Genomic DNA, 24,241 nt, shown 5'->3' on the forward strand with positions numbered 1-24,241 from the left:
GGATTCGGGGAACCTTCTGGTCTCCCGCTGCGTTTCTGCTACGTGCACAGTGACATCGCGGTGACAGGGTGTGGCGACAGGCGGGGTGCGGCTACCATGACCGGCACGAGGGCGGGCGGCGTAACGGAGTCGTCCCCTGGGGCGGAGCCCGGTGCACTGCCGGGGCGAGGAGGGCGGGCCATGGTGCAGAAGGCCAAGATCCTCCTGGTCGATGACCGGCCGGAGAATCTGCTGGCGCTGGAGGCGATCCTCTCTGCGCTCGATCAGACCCTGGTGCGGGCATCGTCCGGGGAGGAAGCGCTCAAAGCACTGCTGACGGACGACTTCGCGGTCATTCTGCTGGACGTCCAGATGCCGGGAATGGACGGTTTCGAAACCGCGGCGCACATCAAGCGGCGAGAACGGACCCGCGACATCCCGATCATCTTCCTCACCGCGATCAACCACGGCCCGCATCACACCTTCCGCGGCTACGCGGCGGGTGCGGTGGACTACATCTCCAAGCCGTTCGACCCGTGGGTGCTGCGGGCGAAGGTCTCGGTGTTCGTCGAGCTGTACATGAAGAACTGCCAGCTGCGTGAGCAGGCGGCGCTGCTGCGGCTCCAGTTGGAGGGCGGCGGCAAGGCCTCGGGTGCCGACTCCAAGGAGCCGGCGGGGCTGCTGGCCGAGCTGTCGGCGCGGCTGGCCGCGGTCGAGGAGCAGGCCGAGGCGCTGTCCAAACAGCTTGACGACGACTCGGCCGATGCGGCCGCGGTGGCCACGGCGGCTCATCTCGAACGCAAACTCACGGGATTGCGGCGGGCGCTCGACGCGTTGGAGCCGGGCACCGGAAGCGCGTCATCGGTTCCCTCGCAGAACTGACGTCGTGATGGCGCGTGTTGACGCGCGCACGTATCCGGGCCGTCCGAAGCGTGACCGGCACGTGAACCGGCGTCAGTTCACCGCCCCCGCAAGGGCGACACGAACGGGTGAAGCAGTGGGCACACGTGTCCGCTGTCTTCTCCACCGGTAACCTCACACCCATGGCCTCACGTCCCTCCGCAGCCAAGAAGCCGCCCGCAAAGAAGGCGGCCGCTTCGACGAAGGCTCCGGCGAAGAAGGCCGCCGCCAAGAAAGCCCCCGCGAAGAAGGCGCCGGCCAAGAAGGCCGCGGCGAAGAAAGCCGCGCCCGCGCCCAAGCCGGCGCCCAACCCCACCGGGGGCATCTACCGCCTCGTACGCGCCGTCTGGCTCGGGCTCGCACACGCGGTCGGCGCGGTCTTCCGCGGCATAGGGCAGGGCGCGAAGAACCTCGACCCCGCCCATCGCAAGGACGGAATCGCGCTGCTGCTCCTCGGGCTCGCGCTGATCGTCGCCGCCGGCACCTGGTCCAATCTGCGCGGTCCCGTCGGCGACCTCGTCGAGATCATCGTGACCGGCGCCTTCGGCCGGCTCGACCTGCTCGTGCCGATACTGCTCGCCGTCGTCGCCGTCCGGTTCATCCGGCACCCCGAGCAGCCCGAGGCCAACGGCCGTATCGTCATCGGGCTGTCCGCGCTCGTCATCGGCGTGCTCGGCCAGGTCCACGTCGCCGTCGGCTCGCCGGCCCGCAGCGACGGCATGCAGGCCATAAGGGACGCCGGCGGGCTGATCGGCTGGGGCGCGGCGACTCCGCTGACGTACGCCATGGGCGAGGTCCTCGCCGTACCGCTGCTCGTGCTGCTCACGATCTTCGGTCTGCTGGTCGTCACGGCCACACCGGTGAACGCCATCCCGCAGCGGCTGCGGCTGCTCGGTGTGAAGCTCGGGATCCTGCCCGACCCCGAAGAGGACGACGAGTACGCAGACGACGACGAGCGCTACGACGACCAGTGGCGCGAGTCGCTGCCCGCCGCGCGTGGTCGCAAGCGCCGTCCGGCCCCCGAGGCGTACGACCCCGACAGCGCCGAGCAGGAGGCCCTCTCGCGGCGTCGCGGCCGTCCGAGGCGCTCGGCGGTGCCGCAGCCCGAGATGGAACGCCCCATGGACGCTGTGGACGTCGCCGCGGCCGCTGCCGCCGCGCTCGACGGCGCCGTCCTGCACGGGATGCCGCCCTCGCCGATCGTCGCCGACCTCACCCAGGGCGTGAGCGTGGGCGACCGCGCGGAGACCACCCCGGTGCCGACGCCGGTACCGGCCGCGCGGCCCAAGCAGGAGAAGCTCCCCAAGTCCGAGGTGACCAACCTCGGCAAGGTCGAGGTTCCGGACCTCACCAAGGCCGCGCCCGAGCAGATGCGCGACATGCCCACGCGCGCCGAACAGCTCCAGCTGTCCGGTGACATCACGTACTCGCTCCCGTCGCTCGACCTCCTAGAGCGCGGCGGCCCCGGCAAGTCGCGCAGCGCCGCCAACGACGCCATCGTCGAGTCGCTCACCACCGTCTTCACCGAGTTCAAGGTCGACGCCCGCGTCACCGGCTTCACGCGCGGGCCGACGGTCACGCGCTACGAGGTCGAGCTCGGGCCGGCCGTGAAGGTCGAGCGGATCACGGCGCTGACGAAGAACATCGCGTACGCGGTCGCCAGCCCGGACGTGCGGATCATCAGCCCGATTCCCGGCAAGTCCGCGGTCGGCATCGAGATCCCCAACACCGACCGCGAGATGGTCAACCTCGGTGACGTGCTGCGCCTCGCGGCGGCCGCCGAGGACGACCACCCGATGCTGGTCGCACTCGGCAAGGACGTCGAGGGCGGCTATGTGATGGCCAACATCGCGAAGATGCCGCATGTGCTGGTTGCCGGTGCGACCGGTTCCGGTAAATCGTCCTGCATTAACTGCTTGATCACTTCGGTGATGATGCGGGCGACCCCGGAGGACGTCCGCATGGTCCTGGTCGACCCCAAGCGCGTCGAGCTGACCGCGTACGAGGGCATCCCGCACCTGATCACGCCCATCATCACCAACCCGAAGCGGGCCGCCGAGGCGCTCCAGTGGGTCGTACGGGAGATGGACCTTCGGTACGACGACCTGGCGGCGTACGGCTACCGGCACATCGACGACTTCAACGAAGCTGTTCGCAACGGCAAGGTGAAGTCGCCGGAGGGCAGTGAGCGCGAGCTTCAGCCGTACCCGTACTTGCTGGTCATCGTGGATGAGCTCGCCGACCTGATGATGGTCGCGCCGCGCGACGTCGAGGACGCGATCGTGCGCATCACGCAGCTCGCGCGCGCGGCCGGCATCCACCTGGTGCTCGCCACGCAGCGGCCGTCGGTCGACGTCGTCACCGGTCTCATCAAGGCGAACGTCCCCTCACGGCTCGCGTTCGCCACGTCCTCGCTCGCGGACTCGCGCGTCATCCTCGACCAGCCCGGAGCCGAGAAGCTGATCGGCAAGGGCGACGGGCTGTTCCTGCCGATGGGTGCCAACAAGCCCACGCGTATGCAGGGCGCGTTCGTGACCGAGGAGGAGGTCGCGGTCGTCGTCCAGCACTGCAAGGACCAGATGGCGCCGGTCTTCCGGGACGACGTCGTCGTGGGGACGAAGCAGAAGAAGGAGATCGACGAGGACATCGGTGACGACCTCGATCTGCTGTGCCAGGCGGCCGAGCTGGTGGTCTCCACGCAGTTCGGTTCGACGTCGATGCTCCAGCGCAAGCTGCGGGTCGGGTTCGCCAAGGCGGGGCGGCTGATGGACCTCATGGAGTCCCGCAACATCGTCGGACCGAGCGAGGGCTCCAAGGCTCGTGACGTTCTTGTGAAACCTGATGAGCTGGACGGAGTGCTCGCCCTGATCCGCGGGGAGGCTTAAAAGACTCCGGGGCGGAAAAGCGACACAGTGATGGCCCCCGACGGGTGGGTGATGAGTCGATGTTCGATCGTGACTCACCCGTAAGGGATCATTGAGCAACCGTTCCCCTTCGGCGTACGTCAAGTTGAGGGAAGCGCGACAATCTCGTAACCCCACCATCGGCGTGTCCGGCCATTCCGATGGCGTACAAAGTCCCACCGCCCGGTTGCCCCACCCTTTCGTACCCCCCCTAGACTGAACCTGCAGCACAGGTGGCTTAAACGCTCGAAAGGCGCCCCCGTGTCCATCGGCAACTCCCCTGAAGACGAGCGTCCGTTCGAAGACGTGTCCGAGGAAGCCCGCCCCTCGATCGGCCGTGCCCTCCAGCAGGCCCGTATCGATGCCGGGCTGACTGTCGACGACGTCACCAACGCCACCCGGGTCCGGATCGCCATCGTGCATGCCATCGAGGCGGACGACTTCGCCGCCTGCGGCGGCGACGTGTACGCCCGTGGCCACATCCGGACCCTGGCCAAAGCCGTCCACCTCGATCCTGCCCCCCTCCTCGACCAGTACGACGACTCGCACGGCGGACGACCGGCGCCGACCCCGGCTGCCCCCCTGTTCGAGGCGGAGCGCATCCGTCCCGAGCGGCGCGGGCCCAACTGGACCGCGGCCATGGTCGCCGCGATCGTCGCCGTGATCGGGTTCGTCGGGTTCACCGCGTTCAAGGGCGAGGACGAGGGTGGCAAGTCGGCGGTCGCCGAGGGCGGCTCGACGCCGACCGCCGACAAGACCACGCCCACGCCGAAGACCGACAAGCCCAAGGACCCGAAGCCGTCGGACAGCGCCATCGCCGCCGTCCCCCAGGACAAGGTGACCGTCCAGGTCAGCGCCGCCGACGGAAGGAGCTGGGTCGCCATCAAGGACCACAACGGCCGGCTCCTCTTCGACGGCCTCCTCAAGCAGGGTGACTCCAAGACCTTCCAGGACAGCGAGAAGATCAACCTCGTCCTGGGTGACGCCGGCGCGATCGACCTCTACGTCAACGGCAAGAAGATCGAGGACGACTGGCAGCCGGGCGCCGTGGAGCGCCTCACGTACACGAAGGGCGACCCGCAGGCCGGATAAGTCTGGCTCAAGGGTTTGGTTGTGGACGGGGTTGGCCAAGATCGGCCAACCCCGTCGACGTGGGCTGTCAGTGAGACAAAGTAGTCTTGAGCCCATGCCTGAACGCCGTACCGTCGCACTCGTCACTCTTGGCTGCGCCCGTAACGAGGTGGACTCGGAGGAGCTCGCAGGCCGCTTGGAGGCGGACGGCTGGGACCTCGTGGAGGACGCCGGGGACGCGGATGTCGCCGTCGTCAACACGTGTGGCTTCGTCGACGCCGCCAAGAAGGACTCCGTCGACGCCCTCCTGGAGGCCAACGACCTCAAGGGGCATGGGAGAACCCAGGCCGTCGTGGCGGTGGGCTGTATGGCCGAGCGGTACGGCAAGGAGCTCGCCGAGGCCCTCCCCGAGGCCGACGGCGTGCTCGGCTTCGACGACTACTCCAACATCTCGGACCGCCTGCAGACCATCCTTAATGGCGGAATCCACGCCTCGCACACCCCGCGCGACCGGCGCAAGCTGCTGCCGATCAGCCCGGCCGAGCGGCAGGAGTCCGCGGCCGAGGTCGCGCTGCCCGGGCACGCGCCCGTCGACCTTCCGGAAGGGATCGCTCCAGCCTCCGGTCCGCGCTCGCCCCTGCGCCGCCGTCTCGACGGGGCCCCGGTCGCCTCGGTGAAGCTCGCCTCCGGCTGTGACCGGCGCTGCTCCTTCTGCGCCATCCCGTCCTTCCGTGGTTCTTTCATCTCGCGCCGGCCCAGCGACGTGCTGAACGAGACGCGGTGGCTGGCCGAGCAGGGCGTGAAGGAGATCATGCTGGTCTCCGAGAACAACACCTCGTACGGCAAGGACCTGGGCGACATCCGTCTGCTGGAGTCCCTCCTGCCGGAGCTCGCCGAGGTCGACGGCATCGAGCGTGTCCGCGTCAGCTACCTTCAGCCGGCCGAGATGCGGCCGGGCCTCATCGACGTGCTGACCTCGACGCCGAAGATCGCCCCGTACTTCGACCTGTCCTTCCAGCACTCGGCGCCCGACGTGCTGCGCTCGATGCGCCGCTTCGGGGACACCGACCGCTTCCTGGAGTTGCTCGACACCATCCGCGGCAAGGCGCCGCAGGCCGGCGTGCGCTCCAACTTCATCGTCGGCTTCCCCGGCGAGAGTGAGGCCGACCTCGCCGAGCTGGAGCGGTTCCTGAACGGCGCGCGGCTGGACGCCATCGGCGTCTTCGGCTACTCCGACGAGGACGGTACGGAGGCCGCGACCTACGAGAACAAGCTCGACGAGGACGTCGTCGCCGAGCGGTTGGCCCGTGTCTCCCGGCTCGCGGAGGAGCTCGTCTCGCAGCGTGCAGAAGAGCGCCTCGGGGAGACGCTGCAGGTGCTCGTCGAGTCGGTGGACTCCGAGGACGGGGACGGCGCGTACGGCCGTGCGGCGCACCAGGCACCGGAGACGGACGGCCAGGTGCTGCTCACGAGCGGCGAAGGACTGAGCATCGGTCGTATGGTCGAGGCGAAGGTGGTCGGTACGGAAGGTGTCGACCTGGTGGCCGAGCCGCTGCAGGGCACGCTCGCGTGTAGTGAGGAGGCTGGCAGATGACCGGAGTTCCGGCGTCCGCCGCGGGTGGCTCCTCCCCGGCGGGTGCGGCAGGCAGAGCGAGTGCGGTGGGTTCGTCCAAGGCCGGTGGCTCGAAGGCGGGCGGTTCGAAGGCGGCCGGCGGCTCGAAGACAGGCGGCGCCGAGCCGGGTGTCCCCGGCGGTACGAAGCCCGCGCGCGGCGGGAAGATCGCGGCTGCGGCCGTCAATCAGGCAAGCGTCTGGAACGTCGCCAACCTCCTGACCATGCTCCGGCTGGTGCTGGTGCCCGCGTTCGTGGCGCTGATGCTGGCCGACGGCGGATACGACCCGGCGTGGCGCTCGCTGGCCTGGGCGGCTTTCGCCATCGCCATGATCACCGACCTCTTCGACGGTCATCTGGCGCGGGCGTACAACCTCGTCACCGACTTCGGGAAGATCGCCGACCCCATCGCCGACAAGGCGATCATGGGGGCGGCGCTGATCTGTCTGTCCGCGCTGGGCGATCTCCCGTGGTGGGTGACCGGCGTCATCCTCGGCCGGGAACTCGGGATCACGCTGCTTCGTTTCATCGTCATCCGGTACGGCGTGATCCCGGCGAGCCGCGGCGGCAAGCTGAAGACCCTCACGCAGGGCGTGGCCGTCGGGATGTACATCCTGGCGCTGACGGGGTGGCTGGCCACCTTGCGGTGGTGGGTGATGGCCGCGGCGGTCGTGCTGACCGTGGTGACAGGGCTCGACTATGTGAGACAAGCCATTGTGCTGCGCAGGCAAGGAATCGCAGAGCGCAAGGCCGCGTTGGAGGAGACGGAAGCGTGAGTTCCCCGGCCGCCGACCTGGTGCGACTACTCGTAGTGAACGGTGAGACGCTCGCTGTCGCCGAGTCGCTGACCGGCGGACTGGTGGCGGCGGAAATCACAGCCGCCCCTGGGGCATCCAAGGCCTTCCGGGGGTCGGTGACCGCCTACGCCACCGAGGTGAAGCATGAGCTGCTCGGCGTCGACGCCGCCTTGCTGGCACGTCATGGAGCTGTGAATCCGCAGGTCGCGGCTCAAATGGCAGCCGGCGTGCGGAAGGCGCTGGGAGCCGACTGGGGCATTGCCACGACCGGCGTAGCAGGGCCCGAGAAACAAGACGGACAGCCCGTGGGGACCGTCTTCGTGGCCGTGGACGGACCCGTCGGCCACGGTTCCGGTTCCGCCGGTGGCGGAAAAGTGGAGGCCCTGCGGTTGAACGGCGACCGCGCGGAAATTCGTATGGAGAGTGTACGGAGCGTACTCGCGCTCCTCCTGAAGGAGCTTGCGAGCGAACACAGTGGGAATGAGCGGGCACAGGATACGGAACAGAACGGGGGGTTTTGATGTTTGCAGCCCTGAGTGAACACGACATCGCTCCCCGCACGGCCGCGGCGCAAGGCGGTACGGTGGGGCGTGAAGGATGCGGCTACGCGGTCCGAGGAGGGAGCCACCGATGATTCTGCTCCGTCGCCTGCTGGGTGACGTGCTGCGTCGGCAGCGCCAGCGCCAGGGCCGTACTCTGCGCGAAGTCTCCTCGTCCGCCCGAGTCTCGCTCGGCTATCTCTCCGAGGTGGAGCGGGGGCAGAAGGAGGCTTCCTCCGAGCTGCTTTCCGCGATCTGCGACGCGCTTGACGTACGGATGTCCGAGCTCATGCGGGAAGTGAGCGACGAGCTCGCCCTCGCCGAGCTGGCCCAGTCTGCTGCGGCCACTCCGAGCGAACCTGTACCCACGTCGGTCCGTCCGATGCTGGGTTCCGTGTCGGTGACCGGTGTGCCACCGGAACGGGTGACCATCAAGGCGCCTTCCGAGGCTGTCGACGTGGTCGCCGCCTGACGGTGACCACCGGGCGCGTGGACTGACCATGCGCTGAGATGTGTGGGGCCCCGGCCGGGCCTTCTCCAGGGAGACCTGGGGGAGTGCGGTCGGGGTTTCGTGCTGTCCGGGGACTTTTGTGCTGTGTGCGGGCCCCTGCCCGGCCTCGTGGGGCCTTGCGGTGTCCGTTTGCCGGTGCGGGGCCCGGCGGTCATGGTGGAGGGTGTGATCGACGCCTGACGCGCTGTGATGACGTTGGCCCGCGCTGCATCCGTGTGCCGCCGGTGCGCCCTCCCGGCGGGTGAACGGGCGGCCTAGCCTCGGGCTGGAGGTGAGCGGATGGCACGGCCGATAGCGCGCTGGGGGGTGATCCTCGGGTTCGGGGCGCTGTGGTGGTGGGCCGTGCTGCGGCTCGCGCTGGCGCCCGGCGCGGGGGTGTTGGAGGGCGCCGTCGCCGCGGGAGGGTGGGGGCTGAGCCTGTTGCCGGTGCACTGTGTGCCGAAGGGGCGGGCCACGGGAGCTGTCGACTCGCGGCGGTGGGCTCGGGCCTGGCAGGTGGGGCGGGCTACCACGGCATCGCCACACCGCCGTTCGGACGCAGGATCTGCCCCGTCGTGAAGGACGAGGCGTCGGACGCCAGGTGCAGCACAGCGTGCGCGATGTCCTCCGCTTCGCCGACCCGGCCCAACGGCGACATGCGGGCCATGAGTGCCTCGGTGTGCGTCTGGGCCGCGCTGTCGTGGCGGTCGGTCATGGGTGTACGGATCCAGCCCGGGGCGACCGCGTTGACGCGGATGCCGTTCGGGCCCATCTCCGTCGCCAGCGTCTTGGTCAGCTGCACGACGGCAGCCTTGGCCGCGCCGTAGCAGAGCAGGCCCGGGCCGCCGGTGTCCACGGCGCCGGAGGCCATGGTGACGATGCTGCCTCTGATGCGCTGGGCGAGCATCGCTCGGGCAGCCTCCTGGCAGGCGTACAGCACTCCCTTGAAGTTGACGTTCAGCACCCGGTCCAGGTCCTCGTCGCGGGTCTCCAGAACCGGGCTGCTGTGCATGATCCCGGCGACCGCGGCCATCACGTCGAGTCGTTCGCAGGATGCGACGGCCTGGCGGAGCTGCTCGCGGTCGGTCACGTCGAGGTGATGGGTGAGTGCGGTGCCGCCGCTCGATTTGATCAGGGTCGCCGTGTCATGCAGGCCCTGCGCATCACGGTCGGCGCAGTGCACGGTTGCGCCGGCCTCGGCGAGGAGGACGGCCGAGGCGCGGCCGATGCCGCTGGCTGCGCCGGTGACGAATGCGGTGCGTCCGGTGAGGTCGTACGCCTTGACAGCCATGAAAGGACGGTACGAGGAGATCTGACGGGTCGTCAATTAGTGGTGCGGGGTGGAGTGCTGGGCCGGTTCGGAGAGAGGGTCCCTCGGGCGGTGCGGGGAGCCCTGCGCGCGGCGGCGGCGGTGTTCGGGGCCGGGCCCGCCTGGCAGTTCGGGCACCAGTAGGTGGGACGCTCGCGGGAGCCGTCGCCCTGGTCGGCCGCGCGGATGGAGGTGCCGCAGCGCAGACAGGGGCGCCTGGCACGGCCGTACACGAAGAGGTCCTGGCCCCGGCGGCCCGTCGTACTGCGGACTGGGCGGTCGCGGTTGGCTTCCAGCAGCTTCTTGGCGAGTACCGGCAGTTGGGCTGCGTGCTCGGTCGGGAGTGCGCCGACGGGGAGCCAGGGGGTGACCCGGAGCAGGAAGCACAGCTCGCTCTTGTAGACATTGCCGATGCCGGCGAGGTTGCGCTGGTCCAGCAGCGCCTCGCCGAGGGGGCGGGCGGGGTCGGCCAGGAGGTTGGCGAGGGCGCGGTCAGGTGCCCAGTCCGGGCCCAGAAGGTCGGGGCCGAGGTGGCCCACTGCTCGGTCTTCCTCGGTGGTGCGCATGAGGTCGAGCACGGGGAGGCGGTACCCGACGGCCGTGCGGCCGGGACGGGCGTCGGCGGCGGCGAGGATCACACGGATCTGGTAGGAGGGACCGCCCGTCCAGCGCTCCTGGTCGGCGAAGACCTTCCAGGAACCTTCCATCCCGAGGTGTGTGTGGACCGTCAGGCCGCCCTCGACGCGGGTGAGGAGATGTTTGCCGCGCGGGGTGACGTCCAGGACCGTACGGCCCGTGAGGTCGACCGTGGCGTACTTCGGTACCCGGAAGTCGCTGACGGTCAGCATTTCGCCCGCGAGGGCTGTGTGCAGCCGTTTCGCTGTCTGCCAGACCGTGTCTCCTTCGGGCATGGGTCAAGGGTGGCATGGGGCCGAGGTGTGCGGGGGGCGGATCGTGGGGTGGGTGGGGCTGGTGGGGGGGATGGGGGGGGGCTGGCGCTGGGTGGGTCGGGCAGGGTTTGGGTCGGTGGCTCGGCCTCGGGTTGGGCGGCGCGTCGTTGGCTACGGGCTACGGGCCGCCGGTCGTTGGGCGGCTTGGATCAGGCGCGTAGGCGTAGGCCTCGGGGTGTTGCGATGAAGCCCGCTCCTTCCAGGAGGGTGCCTAGGGGGGAGGTCAGGGCCGCGGCGCCGTTCACGCGCTCCACCGTGACGGTGCCGAGGGAGCCTGCGCGTGCGGCTGCGGCGAGGGCCTCTGCTGCCGTGTGCAGGCGGGGGTCGTCGGTGGGCTCGGTGTCCGGTGCCGAGGGCCAGGCCAGCAGGGTCTTGCCGCCGCGCTCCATGTAGAGGGTCAGTTCGCCGTCAACCAGGACGACGAGGGAGCCCGCCTTGCGGCCCGGCTTGTGCCCGGCGCCGGTCGGGGGCTCGGGCCAGGCGAGGGCGGCACCGTACGCGTTCGCCGGGTCGGCGGCGGCGAGGACGGCGGCTCGGGTGTCGGTCGCGGGGCGGCGGTGGCGGGCGGCGGAACCGGGGCCGAATGGGGTGCCGCCGTTGTGCCATGCGGGGCCTTGTGGGGTGCGGCGGTTGCCCTGGGCGGCGAGATCGCGCGGCGAGACGTAGTCGCCCGGACCGAGGTGGGCGTCCAGGAAGTCGTGGTCGAGGTCGGGGATGTCGTACGCAGGCTTGCCGTCGGGGTTGTCCCACGCGGCGTTGTCCCACGCCGGGGTGTTGCCCTGGTCGGCGCCAGGGGTGTCGAAGCCGTCGAGGGTGCCGTGCGTGTCAGGTTCGCCGTTGCCATGGGGGGCGCCGTCGGTGTCGGGGGTGCTGGGGCCGGGCAGGGCCTCGCCGCGTTCGCGGGCGTTGGCGACCGCGCGCAGGCGGTCCACCGCGCCGTCCATGGCGAACTGCGCGGCGCCGAGTCCCTCGACCACGTAGCCGCGCCGCGCCTGGCCGCTCTCCTCGAAGGCGGACAGGATGCGGTACGTCGCCGAGAACCCGCCCTCGACGCCCTCGGCGGCGACCGCTCCCCGGGTCACGACGCCGTGCCGGTCGAGGAGTGCGCGGGCCAGGGCGTGGGCCCGCACTGTGGGGTCCGGCTCGTGGGCCGGCAGCAGGGACCAGCGGCCGGCGACGGTCGGTGGGCCGGTTCGGGACGCGGGGCGGGCGGCGGACGTGAGGGAGCCGTAGCGTCCGCGCGGGACGGTGCGCTTGGCGCGGTGGGCCGTGGAACCTGCGGTGCGGCCCGAGCCCAGCAGGGAACGCATGGGTGCGAGCGTGTCGTTCGTCAGGCGGCCCGACCAGGCCAGCTCCCAGAGGGCATCGGCGAGTTGGGGGTCGGTGACGTCGGGGTGCGTGGTGGCGCGGACCTGGTCGGTGATCTGGCGGAAGAACAGGCCGTAGCCGCCGGACAGGGCGTCCAGGACGGACTGGTGCAGTGCCGTCAGCTCCAGGGGGTGCGGCTGCGGCAGGAGCAAGGGTGCCGCGTCCGCCATGTAGAGGGACACCCAGCCGTCCTTCCCGGGGAGTGAGCCCGCTCCGGCCCAGACGACCTCGCCGGCGGCGGTGAGTTCGTCGAGCATCGCGGGGGTGTAGTTCGCGACGCGGGACGGCAGAACGAGCTTCTCCAGGGCGGACGCGGGCACGGACGCGCCCTGCAACTGCTCGATGGCGCGGACCAATCCGTCGATGCCGCGCAGCCCGTGGCCCTTGCCGATGTGCTGCCACTGCGGCAGGAACTGCGCGAGCGCGGCCGGTGGCACCGGCTCCAGCTCATGGCGCAGGGCAGCGAGGGAGCGGCGGCGCAGGCGGCGCAGGACCGTGGCGTCGCACCACTCCTGCCCGATGCCTGCCGGGTGGAATTCGCCCTGGACGACTCGTCCACTCGCCGCCAGCCGCTGGAGGGCGCCGTCGGTGATCGCCGCGCCCAGGCCGAAGCGGGCCGCCGCTGTGGCCGACGTGAAGGGGCCGTGAGTGCGGGCATAACGGGCGAGGAGGTCGCCGAGCGGGTCCTTGACCGGCTCGGTGAAGGCCTCGGGGACGCCGACCGGCAGTGCCGTGCCGAGAGCGTCGCGCAGGCGGCCCGAGTCCTCGATCGCCGCCCAGTGGTCCGTGCCGGCGATGCGGACCTTGATGGCGCGGCGGGCCCCGGCCAGCTCCTGGGCCCAGTGCGGCTCGGCGCCGCGCTCGACCAGTTCGGCGTCCGTGAGCGGGCCGAGGAGGCGAAGGACGTCCGCGACGCCTTCGACATCCTTGACGCGGCGGTCCTCGGTGAGCCACTGCAGCTCTTGTTCCAGCTCGGTAAGAACCTCGGCGTCGAGCAGTTCCCGCAGCTCCGCCTGGCCGAGCAGCTCGGCCAGCAGACGCGAGTCCAGTGACAGGGCGGCGGCGCGGCGCTCGGCGAGCGGGGAGTCGCCCTCGTACAGGAACTGTGCGACGTACCCGAAGAGGAGGGAGCGCGCGAACGGGGACGGCTCGGGGGTGGTGACCTCGACGAGGCGTACCTTGCGGGCTTCGAGGTCGCCCATCAGCTCGGTGAGGCCGGGGACGTCGAAGACGTCCTGGAGGCATTCGCGGACCGCCTCCAGCACGATCGGGAACGAGCCGAACTCGCTGGCGACCTCGAGCAGTTGGGCGGCGCGCTGGCGCTGTTGCCACAGCGGGGTGCGCTTGCCGGGGTTGCGGCGCGGCAGCAGCAGCGCGCGAGCGGCGCACTCGCGGAAGCGGGACGCGAACAGCGCCGAGCCGCCGACCTGGTCGGTGACCATCTGATCGACGTCGCCCTTGTCGAAAACGACGTCCGCCGCGCCGACGGGCGCCTGGTCGGCGTCGTACTCGGTGCCGGCTTTCCTCGGCTCCTGGTCCAGCAGGTCCAGGCCCATGAGGTCGGCGTCGGGCAGGCGCAGCACGATGCCGTCGTCGGCGTGCATGACCTGCGCGTCCATGCCGTACCGCTCGGAGAGCTTCGCCCCCAGGGCGAGCGCCCAGGGGGCGTGGACCTGCGCGCCGAAGGGGGAGTGCACTACGACGCGCCAGTCGCCGAGTTCGTCGCGGAAGCGCTCGACGACGATCGTGCGGTCGTCCGGGATGTGGCCGCAGGCCTCGCGCTGCTCGTCCAGGTAGGACAGGACGTTGTCGGCCGCCCAGGCGTCCAGGCCTGCGGTGAGGAGGCGCAGGCGGGCGTCCTCCTTGGGCAGCGAGCCGACCTCGCGCAGGAACGCGCCCACCGCGCGGCCCAGTTCGAGGGGGCGGCCCAGCTGGTCGCCCTTCCAGAAGGGGAGGCGGCCCGGTACGCCCGGCGCGGGGGAGACCAGGACGCGGTCGCGAGTGATGTCCTCGATGCGCCAGGAGCTCGTGCCGAGCGTGAACACGTCCCCCACGCGGGACTCGTAGACCATCTCCTCGTCCAGCTCGCCGACCCGGCCGCCGCCCTTCTTCGGGTCCGCTCCGGCGAGGAAGACACCGAACAGGCCGCGGTCCGGGATGGTGCCTCCGGAGGTGACCGCGAGGCGCTGTGCGCCGGGGCGGCCGGTGATCGTGCCGGCGACCCGGTCCCAGACCACGCGCGGACGGAGCTCGGCGAAGGCGTCGGACGGGTAGCGGCCGGCGAGCATGTCGAGGACAGCGGTGAAAGCGGATTCTGGGAGGGACGCGAAGGGCGCGGCTCGGCGGACCGTGGCGAGGAGGTCGTCGACCTGCCAGGTGTCCATCGCCGTCATGGCGACGATTTGCTGGGCGAGGACGTCCAGGGGATTGGCCGGGACCTTCAGGGACTCGATGGACCCGGTGCGCATCCGTTCGGTGACCACGGCTGCCTGGACGAGGTCGCCGCGGTACTTCGGGAAGACCACACCGGTGGAGACGGCACCGACCTGGTGTCCCGCGCGGCCCACGCGCTGGAGGCCGGATGCCACGGAGGGCGGTGACTCGACCTGGACAACGAGGTCGACGGCGCCCATGTCGATGCCCAGCTCAAGGCTGGATGTGGCCACGACTGCGGGGAGGCGGCCTGCCTTGAGGTCCTCCTCGACCAGGGCGCGCTGCTCCTTGGAGACCGAGCCGTGATGGGCGCGGGCGATGACCGGAGGTGCGCCCTGGGCCGCGCCCGAGCCGCCCATGAGCTCGGCCGGGGCGTGGTGCTCGTCCAAGGGTTCGCCGGTGGCCCGCTCGTAGGCGATCTCGTTGAGGCGATTGCACAGGCGTTCCGCCAGGCGGCGTGAGTTGGCGAAGACGATGGTGGAGCGGTGGGCCTGGACCAGGTCGGTGATCCGCTCCTCCACGTGGGGCCAGATCGAGGGGCGTTCCGCACCTTCGGAGCCCTCGGCGACCGGGGAGCCGCCCAGCTCGCCGAGGTCCTCGACGGGGACCACGACCGAGAGGTCGAACTCCTTGCCCGACTTCGGCTGCACGATCTCCACCTTGCGGCGGGGGGAGAGGTAACGGGCGATCTCGTCGACCGGGCGGACGGTCGCGGAGAGGCCGATGCGGCGGGCCGGCTTGGGGAGCAGCTCGTCCAGGCGCTCCAGGGTGAGCGCGAGGTGGGCGCCGCGCTTGGTGCCCGCCACCGCGTGGACCTCGTCCAGGATCACCGTCTCGATGCCGGTCAGAGCGTCGCGTGTCGCTGACGTCAGCATCAGGAAGAGGGACTCGGGGGTGGTGATGAGGATGTCCGGGGGGCGGGTCGACAGGGCTCGGCGCTCTGCGGCGGGGGTGTCGCCGGAGCGAATGCCAACCTTTACCTCGGGCTCGGGCAGGCCCAGGCGTACGGACTCCTGGCGGATGCCGGTGAGGGGGCTGCGGAGGTTGCGCTCGACGTCGACCGCGAGGGCCTTGAGGGGGGAGACGTAGAGGACTCGGCAGCGCTTCTTGGGGTCGGCCGGCGGGGGCGTGGCGGCCAGCTGGTCCAGGGCGGCGAGGAAGGCGGCCAGGGTTTTGCCGGAGCCGGTGGGGGCTACGACCAGCACGTCCGAGCCCTCGTGGATGGCCTGCCACGCGCCTGCCTGGGCTGCGGTGGGCGCGGAGAACGCGCCCGTGAACCAGCCTCGGGTGGCGGGGGAGAAGCCGGCTAGGGCGTGGTGCGGATTGCTGACCATGCGTCCATCCTGCACCCGGGGACTGACAACGCGGCTGAGCTGGGGAAATGTGTTCGGGGCGGCGGTGCGTCTTGCCTTCGGCGGTTGGGCGGGGATGCCTGCGGCGGCCCGCCCGGCTGAGTGGGGGTTCGCGTAGTGCCTGCCGGTGGGGGGTGGGTCGGGGCCTTGCCGGGGGGTGTCCGTCCTCGGTCGGGCGGTTGCCGTGCCTTGAGAGGGGCCGTTTCTTGACGCCCGCCGCTGCGCGCGGACACCCCGGCACGTCCCCTCGCCGCCGTGCGCGGCTGCCGCTCCGTGGGGTGCGCCGCTGGGCAGTTCGTCGGCGTCGCGGAGAATGGGGGTATGGCAGGTTCGGGCGAGCGGGCGCGGCATTGGCAGTACGCCGACTTGCCCGGTGTTGATCTGCTGCGGGCCCGGTATGTGCGGAAGACGTTTGTGCGGCATACCCATGAGAACTTTGTGATCGCCGCCATCGCCGATGGTGTGGAGGTCTTTCACTGTCGGGGCGCTGATCAGTACGCGGGGGCCGGTGCGCTTGCGTTGGTCAATCCGGATACGCCGCATACCGGGCGGGCGGGGGTTCCTGAGGGGTGGCAGTATGGGGCCGTCTATCCGTCGCCCGAGGTGGTGGCCGAGATCGCGGGGGAGACCACTGCGATTCGCGGGACGCCCGGGTTTGTCGGGCCGGTGCTCGATGACGCGTACGCCGTGGGGTTGGTGCATCAGGTGTTGCGGGCCGCGGATGAAGGGAATGCGCTGGCCGCCGATACGTTGCTTCGGGTGGCCGTGACCCGGCTGCTGCGGTTGAACGGTGGGGCTCTTCCGCAGCGGGCGGTGCGGACTGCGGGGGCCCGGGTCGCTGTACGCGCGCGTGAGGTGCTGGAGGGGCGGATGGCTGAGCCGCCCAGTCTGGAGAGGCTGGCTGTCGATCTTGGTGCCAGTCCGTTTGCCTTGCTGCGGGCGTTTCGGGATCTCTACGGGATGCCGCCGCATACGTGGCTGACCGATGCTCGGGTACGGCGGGCTCGGCGGCTGTTGGACGAAGGGGTTTCGCCGGCGGAGGCGGCCCTTGCTGTGGGGTTCACCGATCAGCCGCATCTGAACCGGCACTTCAGCCGGATCGTCGGCGTTCCGCCGGGGGCCTATCAGCGGGAGCGCAAGAACGTACAAGACGTGTGGCAGGGGCTGTCCTAGCGTCGCGGGTGTGTCAGAACAGAAAGCTCTTGAAGACCTTCGTGTCGGCGAAGCCAAGCCCGACGGGGTTGTTGTACGGGACGCCCTGGGCGTCGGAGTCGCCGTCGGGTTGTCCGGGTTCGCCTTTGGGGTGACGTCGGCAGGTAGTGGGCTCACGCTCTTGCAGACCTGTGCGCTCAGCCTGCTGGTGTTCACGGGGGCGTCGCAGTTCGCGCTGGTCGGGGCGATTGCTGCCGGGGGTGGCCCGTGGACCGCGGCCGCGGGTGCGTTCTTCCTTGGGGTGCGTAATGCCTTTTACGGGCTGCGGTTGTCGCAGTTGCTGAGCCTCACGCGCGCGGTGCGACCGTTCGCCGCGCAGTGGGTGATCGACGAGACGGCGGCAGTCGCGCTGGCGCAGCCGACTCGGCGCAGTGCGCGGATCGGGTTCGTCGTGACGGGGCTCAGCCTGTACGTGCTGTGGAATCTCACCACGTTGCTCGGTGCGCTCGGGGCGGAGGCCATGGGGGACACCGATGCCTGGGGGCTGGATGCGGCCGGGCCTGCTGTCTTTCTGGCTTTGCTCGCGCCGATGCTGAAGTCCGCGACCGAGCGGACTGTCGCCGGACTGGCTGTGGTGCTGGGGCTCGGGTTGTTGCCTGTTCTGCCTGCAGGTGTGCCTGTGCTGGTCGCCTCCCTTGCGGCGCCGGTCGTGGTGTGGGCGCAGGGGCGGCGTCGGGGAGACGTGCGGGAGGGGGAGCTGTGAACACCTGGATCGCGATCGGGGTCACCGCCCTTGGCTGCTACGGCGTCAAGCTCGTCGGGCTGCTCGTGCCCGCTGGTGCTCTGGAGAGGCCTCTCGTACGTCGGCTTGCCGCCCTGTTGCCCGTCGCCCTCCTTGCCGCCCTCACGGCTCAGCAGACGTTCGGTGACGGGCAGGCGCTGGTACTGGATGCGAGGGTGGCCGGAGTCGCTGCGGCTGTTGTGGCGCTCGTCCTGCGGGCGCCGTTCCTGCTTGTCGTCGCGGCAGCCGTGCTGGTGACGGCAGCGGTGCGCGCGATGGGTGGGTGAGGCTCGTCAGCCGATGTGGCGGCCGTACGCCCTGAGCGTGCGCAGTGCCTCCATCGTCACCATGGGACGGGCCTCGGAGGCGATGCTCGGCGCCCACTGACGCCAACGGATCGGCCAGCCGCCGTCCTCCTGCTGCTCGTCGGCGAGGTGGTCGAGAGAGCGGCTCATCTCGTCGTCCGTGAACCACGCGCGCGCGAAGGAGCGCGGTGTACGCGCGTAGTCGTGCGGGAAATGGTGCTCGCCGGGGGCGTAGCCGGGGGAAGGCGGGTAGGTGTCGAGGTTGTCCGGCTCCAGTGCCGCAAGGCGCTGTTCGCGCACGAGCCGGCCCAGGCGGTCGGCGGCCGCCTCCGCGCGGGGGCGGTCGGGAACGGAGTCCAGGAAGGCCACGGCGGCCTCGATCTCGTACGGATGTGACTTCTCCAGGGACTCGACCGCCTGCCAGCAGAAGTCCGTGGCCCGGAACAGCCAGGCGTGCCACACCTCATTGCGGTGCAGCAGTCCGACGATCGGTCCGGTGGCCAGGAGCGAGCTGGGAGCGTCGTCCACGATCGGCATGAAGGGTGCGGCGGGGTAGCCGCGCTGGCTGGGGTGGATCGCCGGGAGGGCGCCGTCCGGTGTGGAGACCGAGGTGAGGTAGCGGCAGACGCGATCCACGCGCTGTCCGCCGCAGCGCTCGATGGCGTCAAGGATGCGGAGGGCGTGACCGGTGTGCAGCGGCTGGCTGACCGGGCCGCGCAGATCGGGCTCCAGCGCGTGGCCGTATCCGCCGTCCTCGTTGCGGTAGGCGTCCAGTGCGGTCTCCACCGGGTCGGCGGCACCGTTCAGGAAGCGGTACGCGAAGAGACGCTGCTCGAGCACGCGCGCGCTGAGCCAGACGAACTGTTCGGCGCGGAAGAGCGGGGAGCGCGTCGAGGGCGTCGGGGGGAGTGCGGAAGCTCCTGTTTCGGGCATGCGTCAGACCGTAGGACGGAAAGCGGTCTCGACAAGTGGTCCCGGCGCAGGCCCACTCTCAGGGGCGGGATACTGGACGCATGCGGTTGACGGTCTTCTGGGAGCGGATGGCGGATCACTTCGGTCCGGGCTACGCCGACTCGTTCGCGCGCGACCACGTGATGACGGAGCTCGGCGGGCGCACGGTGCACGAGGCGCTGAACGCCGGCTGGGAGGCGAAAGATGTGTGGCGTGTGGTGTGTGCCGTCATGAACGTTCCGGGTGAGAAGCGCTGACCGGCCACGAAGATCGCAGGACCGAAGCCGTTTGTCGGTGGCGTGGGCGACACTTGCTCCGTGGCACGCACTGACGAGACCGGGCAGCTCGCCCGGCACGGATCCCCGTTCGGCACGACGCCGCCGACCCCGCCATCGGGCGAGGGCGGCACCGGGTCGAACGCCCGTATGCCTCGTTGGCTCCCGCGCGCCATGGTGCTCGCACTGGCGCTAGTCGGCGCGTTCCAGCTGGGCAGCTGGGCATTTCACCAGCTCACCGGGCTGTTGATCAACGTCCTCATCGCGTTCTTCCTGGCTCTCGCCATCGAGCCCGCCGTGAGCTGGATGGCCACGCGCGGTATGCGCCGTGGATTGGCCACCGGCATCGTCTTCCTCGCCGTGATCATCGTGTCCGCCGGGTTCGTGACACTGCTGGGGTCCATGCTCGCGGGCCAGATCATCAAGATCGTCGAGGACTTCCCGAACTACCTCGACTCCGTCATCAACTGGATCAACGCGCACTTCAACACCGAGCTGCGCCGCGTGGACGTCCAGGAGGGCCTGCTCCGCTCCGACTGGCTGCGCAACTACGTGCAGAACAGCGCCACCGGGGTCCTGGCCGTGTCCGCACAGGTTCTCGGCGGTCTCTTCCAGCTGTTGACGATCACGCTGTTCTCGTTCTACTTCGCCGCGGACGGCCCGCGACTGCGCCGCGCGCTGTGCTCCGTACTGCCGCCCGCCAAGCAGGCCGAGGTACTGCGCGCGTGGGAGATCGCCGTCACCAAGACCGGCGGTTACCTGTACTCGCGCGGCCTCATGGCGCTCGTCTCCGGCGTAGCCCACTACATCCTGCTGGCGAGCCTGGACGTGCCGTACGCGCCCGTGCTCGCGGTGTGGGTCGGCCTGGTCTCGCAGTTCATCCCCACCATCGGCACGTATCTCGCGGGCGCCCTGCCCATGCTGATCGCCTTCACGGTCGATCCCTGGTACGCGCTGTGGGTACTGAGCTTCGTCGTGGTCTACCAGCAGTTCGAGAACTATGTGCTGCAGCCCAAGCTGACCTCGAAGACCGTCGACATCCACCCCGCGGTCGCCTTCGGTTCGGTCGTCGCCGGCACCGCCCTCCTTGGCGCGGTGGGCGCCCTGATCGCCATCCCGGCGATCGCCACGCTGCAGGCGTTCCTGGGGGCGTACGTGAAGCGGTACGACGTCACCGACGACCCCAGAGTGCACGGCCACCACCGGGGACGGAGAGCGGGGCGCGGTCTGGTCGCCCGCGCGCGGGCCCTGTGGGCCCCACGGCCGGGAGCGGCCGAGCCGCGGTCGAAGGCGGAGGACCCCGGCGAGAAGTCCTCCTGAGGAGCAGCCGACGCCAGGCGCGGCAGACAGGAGCAGGGGGCAGTGTCGCCGGGACGGCGGGCGGGCAATCCGCCCCGAGGGGCGGGCGTCGGCCGGGAACCCGGGGCTGTGTCAGGTCGCGGACGTAGTCTCGTAGGTGCCGTGTGGTGCGCTTGACACAAAAATCGAACATCCATTCTGATGGAGATGGCGGAGGGGTGCTCGGCGGGCATTTCGCCACGGTTTCGATGGATAAGCGGCCGAGTTATCCACAGGCCGGACGGGCGTCGGGGCCCATTGTCAGTGGCAGGCGTTAGCGTCTTTGACGTGAAGCGATCGACTCAAGCAAATCGGGTGGAACCCATGGCAGGAACCGACCGCGAGAAGGCCCTGGACGCCGCGCTCGCACAGATTGAACGGCAGTTCGGCAAGGGTGCGGTCATGCGCCTGGGCGAGCGGCCGAACGAGCCCATCGAGGTCATCCCCACCGGGTCGACCGCGCTCGACGTCGCCCTCGGCGTCGGTGGCCTGCCGCGCGGCCGCGTGGTGGAGGTCTACGGACCGGAGTCCTCCGGTAAGACCACGCTGACCCTGCACGCAGTGGCCAACGCGCAGAAGGCCGGCGGTCAGGTCGCCTTCGTGGACGCGGAGCACGCCCTCGACCCTGAGTACGCGAAGAAGCTCGGTGTCGACATCGACAACCTGATCCTCTCTCAGCCCGACAACGGCGAGCAGGCTCTGGAGATCGTGGACATGCTGGTCCGCTCCGGCGCCCTCGACCTCATCGTCATCGACTCCGTCGCTGCGCTCGTCCCGCGCGCGGAGATCGAGGGCGAGATGGGCGACAGCCACGTCGGTCTGCAGGCCCGGCTGATGAGCCAGGCCCTGCGGAAGATCACCAGCGCGCTCAACCAGTCCAAGACCACCGCGATCTTCATCAACCAGCTTCGCGAGAAGATCGGCGTGATGTTCGGCTCCCCGGAGACCACGACCGGTGGCCGGGCGCTGAAGTTCTACGCCTCGGTGCGTATCGACATCCGCCGCATCGAGACCCTGAAGGACGGCACGGACGCGGTCGGCAACCGCACCCGCTGCAAGGTCGTCAAGAACAAGGTCGCGCCGCCCTTCAAGCAGGCCGAGTTCGACATCCTCTACGGCCAGGGCATCAGCCGCGAGGGCGGCCTGATCGACATGGGCGTGGAGCACGGCTTCGTCCGCAAGGCCGGCGCCTGGTACACGTACGAGGGCGACCAGCTCGGCCAGGGCAAGGAGAACGCTCGTAACTTCCTGAAGGACAACCCCGACCTGGCCAACGAGATCGAGAAGAAGATCAAGGAGAAGCTGGGCGTCGGCGTGCGACCCGAGGAGCCGGCCGCCGAGCCGGGCGCGGACGCCGCGGTCGCCGCCACCCCGGACGACGCTGCGAAGACGGTGCCCGCTCCGGCGGCGGCCAAGACGGCCAAGACCAAGGCCGCGGCAGCCAAGAGCTGATCCGTACGGTGCCTGATTCAAAAGCGTGGCGAACCGGCCGGGCCGAGTCCGCCCACCCCGACGTTCCGCATGAGTGGGGAAGGGGCGGCGACGGCCACGGGGGAGACGTGGACCGGGGTAGCTACGACGGAGAAACTGCTCGGGGCGGTTACGGGGGATACGGCAGTGCGGCGTCGTACGGCACGGAGGGGCCGTACGACGACGGGCCGAGCAAGGGCATCCCGGGCGGTGGTGGCTGGCCGGGCGAAGACATGCCAGGCAGCGGCGAGCGGCCGCAGGGCGGCTCGGCGGACGGCGGTGGATACTCCGGCGGCTCGCGCCGGGGTGGCCGCAGGATGCGTGGCGAGAGCGGCTCAGCCGGGGGGCGGGGGCGCCGTCGGCGCGGCTTCGGGGAGTCGCCCGGTGAAGACGGAAGCACCCCCTCCTCATCGAGGGCCGAGAAGGGGGACCTCCCGGCGGACCCGGTGGAGCAGGCGCGGGCGATCTGCCTACGCCTGCTCACCGGGACCCCGCGGACGCGGAAGCAACTCGCGGACGCCCTGCGCAAGCGGGAGATCCCGGACGATGCCGCCGAGGAGGTGCTGTCGAGGTTCGAAGAGGTCGGCCTCATCAACGACAGTGCGTTCGCGGATGCCTGGGTGGAGTCCCGGCACCACGGCCGGGGTCTCGCCAGGCGGGCGCTCGCGCAGGAACTGCGCACCAAGGGCGTCGACTCCACACTGATCGACGCGGCCGTTTCCCAGCTCGACTCCGAGCAGGAAGAGACGACCGCACGCGAACTCGTCGCCCGCAAGCTGCGTTCCACGCGCGGCCTCGATCGCGACAAACGCCTGCGCCGCCTCGCGGGCATGCTCGCCCGCAAGGGCTATCCCGAGGGCATGGCCCTACGGGTGGTCCGGCAGGCGCTGGAGGAGGAGGGCGAGGACACGGAGTTCCTCGAGGGCGAGGGGTTCTGACCCCGGTAGGGGGCCCGGAAGTGGGCGAGAGCTCGCGACCGCGGGATTCCGGCGCCGGACACGGTGGACGCGCGGGGGCGCCCATCGCGTTCGGGCCGGGATCGCCGGCCTAGGCGTCCGCCCCCACCCCCGACGTCACCGGAAGCCCAGCCGCCCGCCATGCCTGGAACCCGCCGACCAGGTCGGTGGCCTGGCTCAGCCCCAGTCGCCGTAGCGACTCGGCCGCCAGGCTGGACGCGTAGCCCTCGTTGCAGATCACCACGACCCGCAGGTCGTGACCGGTGGCCTCGGGGGCGCGGTGGCTGCCCTGCGGGTCGAGCCGCCACTCCAGTTCGTTGCGCTCGACGACCAGGGCGCCGGGGATCAGACCGTCCCGCTCCCGCAGGGCCGCGTACCGGATGTCGACCAGCAGAGCCTCGCCGCCCTGAGCGGCCCCGTACGCCGCTTGAGGCTCGATCCGCTCGTAGCCCGCGCGTACCCGCTCCAGCAACTCGTCGATGCCGACGGGCCGTTCGTCCACGCCGCGTCCAACCACGTCACCCACGCCTGTCTCCCACTCGCCCCCGCCGGCGGGCAACTCGCTCACGCCGCCCGCGGCACTTGCCTTCAGTTCACCGCTACCAACCTGCCGTTCGCTCGAATCGTGCAGCACAGGTTCGCCTCCGGCCGCCCCGCTCACTGCCAGTCCTCCGGGCGCTCCACCTGCTCCAGGCGCAAAATCGGCCCGCTGCGGCTGAAGCGGCAGATCTGCGGCAGGGGTGGGTAGTAGGCGTGAACGGAGATGGCATGCCGGTCGGCGGACTCGTTGAGCACCTCGTGCACATGGTGGTGGCCGAAGGAGCGGCCCTTTCCGGCCGGCAGCCGCCGTTCCCGGTCCACGTCGTCCGTCAGTTCCAGCGTCTTCCAGCCGTCGGCGGGCAGCCGGACGGCGAGCGAGTTCTCCTTGAGCTCACCGGCCGCCGTCACGAAGGCGCCGACCGAGTCGGCGTGGTCGTGCCAGCCGGTGCCCGTCCCGGGCGGCCAGCCGATCAACCAGGCTTCGCTGCCGCCGGGACCCTCGAGCCGTACCCAGGTACGGCCCTCGGGGTCGAGCGGGAGCGAGGCGACCAACTCGGTGTCGGCGGCCGAACGCCGTACGAAGTCGAGAAGGTCCGCCTGCGTCGGCGCGGAGCCCGGCGCGGGATTCGACTTCGCGCCGGGCTTGGACGCGGCAACGGCGGAAGGGGAGGCGGCAGAGGGTACGGACACGGGCACCGTCCTGAAGAGAGTTCGCGAAGAGCGCGCGACAGCACAGGCGACAGAGTCAGCAGTGGCGCGCGCAGGAAAGG

21 protein-coding genes are annotated in these 24,241 nt (G+C 70.5%); 15 read left to right on the top strand and 6 right to left on the bottom strand.

Features of this window, described 5'->3' with window-relative positions; translation table 11 throughout:
- The first annotated feature begins 180 nt into the window (after positions 1 to 180).
- The 8 genes from AB5J55_RS31175 (at position 181) to AB5J55_RS31210 (ending at position 8,870) form a co-directional block, all read left to right on the top strand.
- Positions 181 to 861, top strand: a complete 681-nt coding sequence (locus AB5J55_RS31175; RefSeq protein WP_328422666.1) for a response regulator — start codon at positions 181 to 183, stop codon at positions 859 to 861.
- 161 nt (positions 862 to 1,022) lie between these two features.
- Positions 1,023 to 3,764: a DNA translocase FtsK gene (locus tag AB5J55_RS31180; protein WP_369273796.1), complete on the top strand. Its 2,742-nt coding sequence runs from the start codon at positions 1,023 to 1,025 to the stop codon at positions 3,762 to 3,764.
- A 279-nt stretch (positions 3,765 to 4,043) separates the two neighbouring features.
- Positions 4,044 to 4,874: a helix-turn-helix domain-containing protein gene (locus tag AB5J55_RS31185; RefSeq protein WP_369273797.1), complete on the top strand. Its 831-nt coding sequence runs from the start codon at positions 4,044 to 4,046 to the stop codon at positions 4,872 to 4,874.
- Between the two features lie 94 nt (positions 4,875 to 4,968).
- Positions 4,969 to 6,447: a 30S ribosomal protein S12 methylthiotransferase RimO gene (rimO, locus tag AB5J55_RS31190; protein WP_369273798.1), complete on the top strand. Its 1,479-nt coding sequence runs from the start codon at positions 4,969 to 4,971 to the stop codon at positions 6,445 to 6,447.
- Positions 6,444 to 7,241, top strand: coding sequence for a CDP-diacylglycerol--glycerol-3-phosphate 3-phosphatidyltransferase (gene pgsA, locus AB5J55_RS31195; RefSeq protein WP_369273799.1), 798 nt, complete (start codon positions 6,444 to 6,446; stop codon positions 7,239 to 7,241). Before rimO ends, pgsA begins: the two co-directional genes overlap by 4 nt.
- Positions 7,238 to 7,783 (top strand): CinA family protein, encoded by a 546-nt coding sequence (locus AB5J55_RS31200; protein ID WP_369273800.1) that lies wholly within the window; start codon positions 7,238 to 7,240, stop codon positions 7,781 to 7,783. Before pgsA ends, AB5J55_RS31200 begins: the two co-directional genes overlap by 4 nt.
- Before the next feature lie 109 nt (positions 7,784 to 7,892).
- Positions 7,893 to 8,273: a helix-turn-helix domain-containing protein gene (locus AB5J55_RS31205; protein ID WP_062700236.1), complete on the top strand. Its 381-nt coding sequence runs from the start codon at positions 7,893 to 7,895 to the stop codon at positions 8,271 to 8,273.
- 318 nt (positions 8,274 to 8,591) lie between these two features.
- Entirely contained in the window at positions 8,592 to 8,870 is a 279-nt protein-coding gene (locus AB5J55_RS31210; protein WP_369273801.1) for a hypothetical protein, read from the top strand.
- Here the strand turns inward: AB5J55_RS31210 and AB5J55_RS31215 are convergent.
- From AB5J55_RS31215 to AB5J55_RS31225, 3 genes are all read right to left on the bottom strand, one after another.
- Complete coding sequence (locus AB5J55_RS31215) at positions 8,818 to 9,582, bottom strand: SDR family NAD(P)-dependent oxidoreductase (protein ID WP_369273802.1); 765 nt, start codon at positions 9,580 to 9,582, stop codon at positions 8,818 to 8,820. The genes AB5J55_RS31210 and AB5J55_RS31215 overlap by 53 nt on opposite strands.
- 32 nt (positions 9,583 to 9,614) lie before the next feature.
- Positions 9,615 to 10,511 carry an Fpg/Nei family DNA glycosylase gene (locus AB5J55_RS31220; protein WP_369273803.1) on the bottom strand — a complete coding sequence of 299 codons (897 nt, stop codon included), beginning with the start codon at positions 10,509 to 10,511 and terminating at the stop codon, positions 9,615 to 9,617.
- Between the two features lie 188 nt (positions 10,512 to 10,699).
- Entirely contained in the window at positions 10,700 to 15,685 is a 4,986-nt protein-coding gene (locus tag AB5J55_RS31225) for an ATP-dependent helicase (protein WP_369273804.1), read from the bottom strand.
- A gap of 339 nt (positions 15,686 to 16,024) precedes the next feature.
- Here AB5J55_RS31225 and AB5J55_RS31230 point away from each other — a divergent pair, with 339 nt between their 5' ends.
- From AB5J55_RS31230 to AB5J55_RS31240, 3 genes are read left to right on the top strand one after another with little or no spacing between them, the layout of a single operon-like run.
- Complete coding sequence (locus AB5J55_RS31230; protein ID WP_369273805.1) at positions 16,025 to 16,876, top strand: AraC family transcriptional regulator; 852 nt, start codon at positions 16,025 to 16,027, stop codon at positions 16,874 to 16,876.
- A gap of 10 nt (positions 16,877 to 16,886) precedes the next feature.
- Positions 16,887 to 17,618: an AzlC family ABC transporter permease gene (locus AB5J55_RS31235; RefSeq protein ID WP_369273806.1), complete on the top strand. Its 732-nt coding sequence runs from the start codon at positions 16,887 to 16,889 to the stop codon at positions 17,616 to 17,618.
- The gene (locus AB5J55_RS31240; protein WP_369273807.1) at positions 17,615 to 17,923 is read left to right on the top strand and encodes an AzlD domain-containing protein; all 309 of its coding nucleotides are present in this window, start codon (positions 17,615 to 17,617) and stop codon (positions 17,921 to 17,923) included. The genes AB5J55_RS31235 and AB5J55_RS31240 overlap by 4 nt, the downstream gene beginning before the upstream one ends.
- A 6-nt stretch (positions 17,924 to 17,929) precedes the next feature.
- Here the strand turns inward: AB5J55_RS31240 and AB5J55_RS31245 are convergent, their stop codons facing one another.
- Positions 17,930 to 18,874 carry a hypothetical protein gene (locus tag AB5J55_RS31245; RefSeq protein ID WP_369273808.1) on the bottom strand — a complete coding sequence of 315 codons (945 nt, stop codon included), beginning with the start codon at positions 18,872 to 18,874 and terminating at the stop codon, positions 17,930 to 17,932.
- Between the two features lie 80 nt (positions 18,875 to 18,954).
- Between AB5J55_RS31245 and AB5J55_RS31250 the strand changes: the two genes are divergently transcribed.
- The 4 genes from AB5J55_RS31250 to recX all read left to right on the top strand — a co-directional run bounded on the left by AB5J55_RS31250 (position 18,955) and on the right by recX (position 22,913).
- Positions 18,955 to 19,149: a DUF3046 domain-containing protein gene (locus AB5J55_RS31250; protein ID WP_369273809.1), complete on the top strand. Its 195-nt coding sequence runs from the start codon at positions 18,955 to 18,957 to the stop codon at positions 19,147 to 19,149.
- Positions 19,150 to 19,209: 60 nt separating this feature from the next.
- Positions 19,210 to 20,487 (top strand): AI-2E family transporter, encoded by a 1,278-nt coding sequence (locus tag AB5J55_RS31255; protein WP_369273810.1) that lies wholly within the window; start codon positions 19,210 to 19,212, stop codon positions 20,485 to 20,487.
- A gap of 342 nt (positions 20,488 to 20,829) precedes the next feature.
- On the top strand, positions 20,830 to 21,957 hold the full coding sequence (recA, locus tag AB5J55_RS31260) for a recombinase RecA (RefSeq protein ID WP_363042080.1): 1,128 nt from the start codon (positions 20,830 to 20,832) through the stop codon (positions 21,955 to 21,957).
- Between the two features lie 107 nt (positions 21,958 to 22,064).
- Positions 22,065 to 22,913 carry a recombination regulator RecX gene (gene recX, locus AB5J55_RS31265; RefSeq protein ID WP_369273811.1) on the top strand — a complete coding sequence of 283 codons (849 nt, stop codon included), beginning with the start codon at positions 22,065 to 22,067 and terminating at the stop codon, positions 22,911 to 22,913.
- 109 nt (positions 22,914 to 23,022) lie between these two features.
- Here recX and AB5J55_RS31270 read toward each other — a convergent pair whose 3' ends face one another.
- On the bottom strand, positions 23,023 to 23,457 hold the full coding sequence (locus AB5J55_RS31270; protein WP_369273812.1) for a rhodanese-like domain-containing protein: 435 nt from the start codon (positions 23,455 to 23,457) through the stop codon (positions 23,023 to 23,025).
- A 131-nt stretch (positions 23,458 to 23,588) separates the two neighbouring features.
- Positions 23,589 to 24,161, bottom strand: a complete 573-nt coding sequence (locus AB5J55_RS31275; RefSeq protein ID WP_369273813.1) for a cysteine dioxygenase — start codon at positions 24,159 to 24,161, stop codon at positions 23,589 to 23,591.
- Positions 24,162 to 24,241: the final 80 nt, after the last annotated feature.

The organism is Streptomyces sp. R11 (genome assembly GCF_041051905.1).
GTDB lineage: Bacteria > Actinomycetota > Actinomycetes > Streptomycetales > Streptomycetaceae > Streptomyces.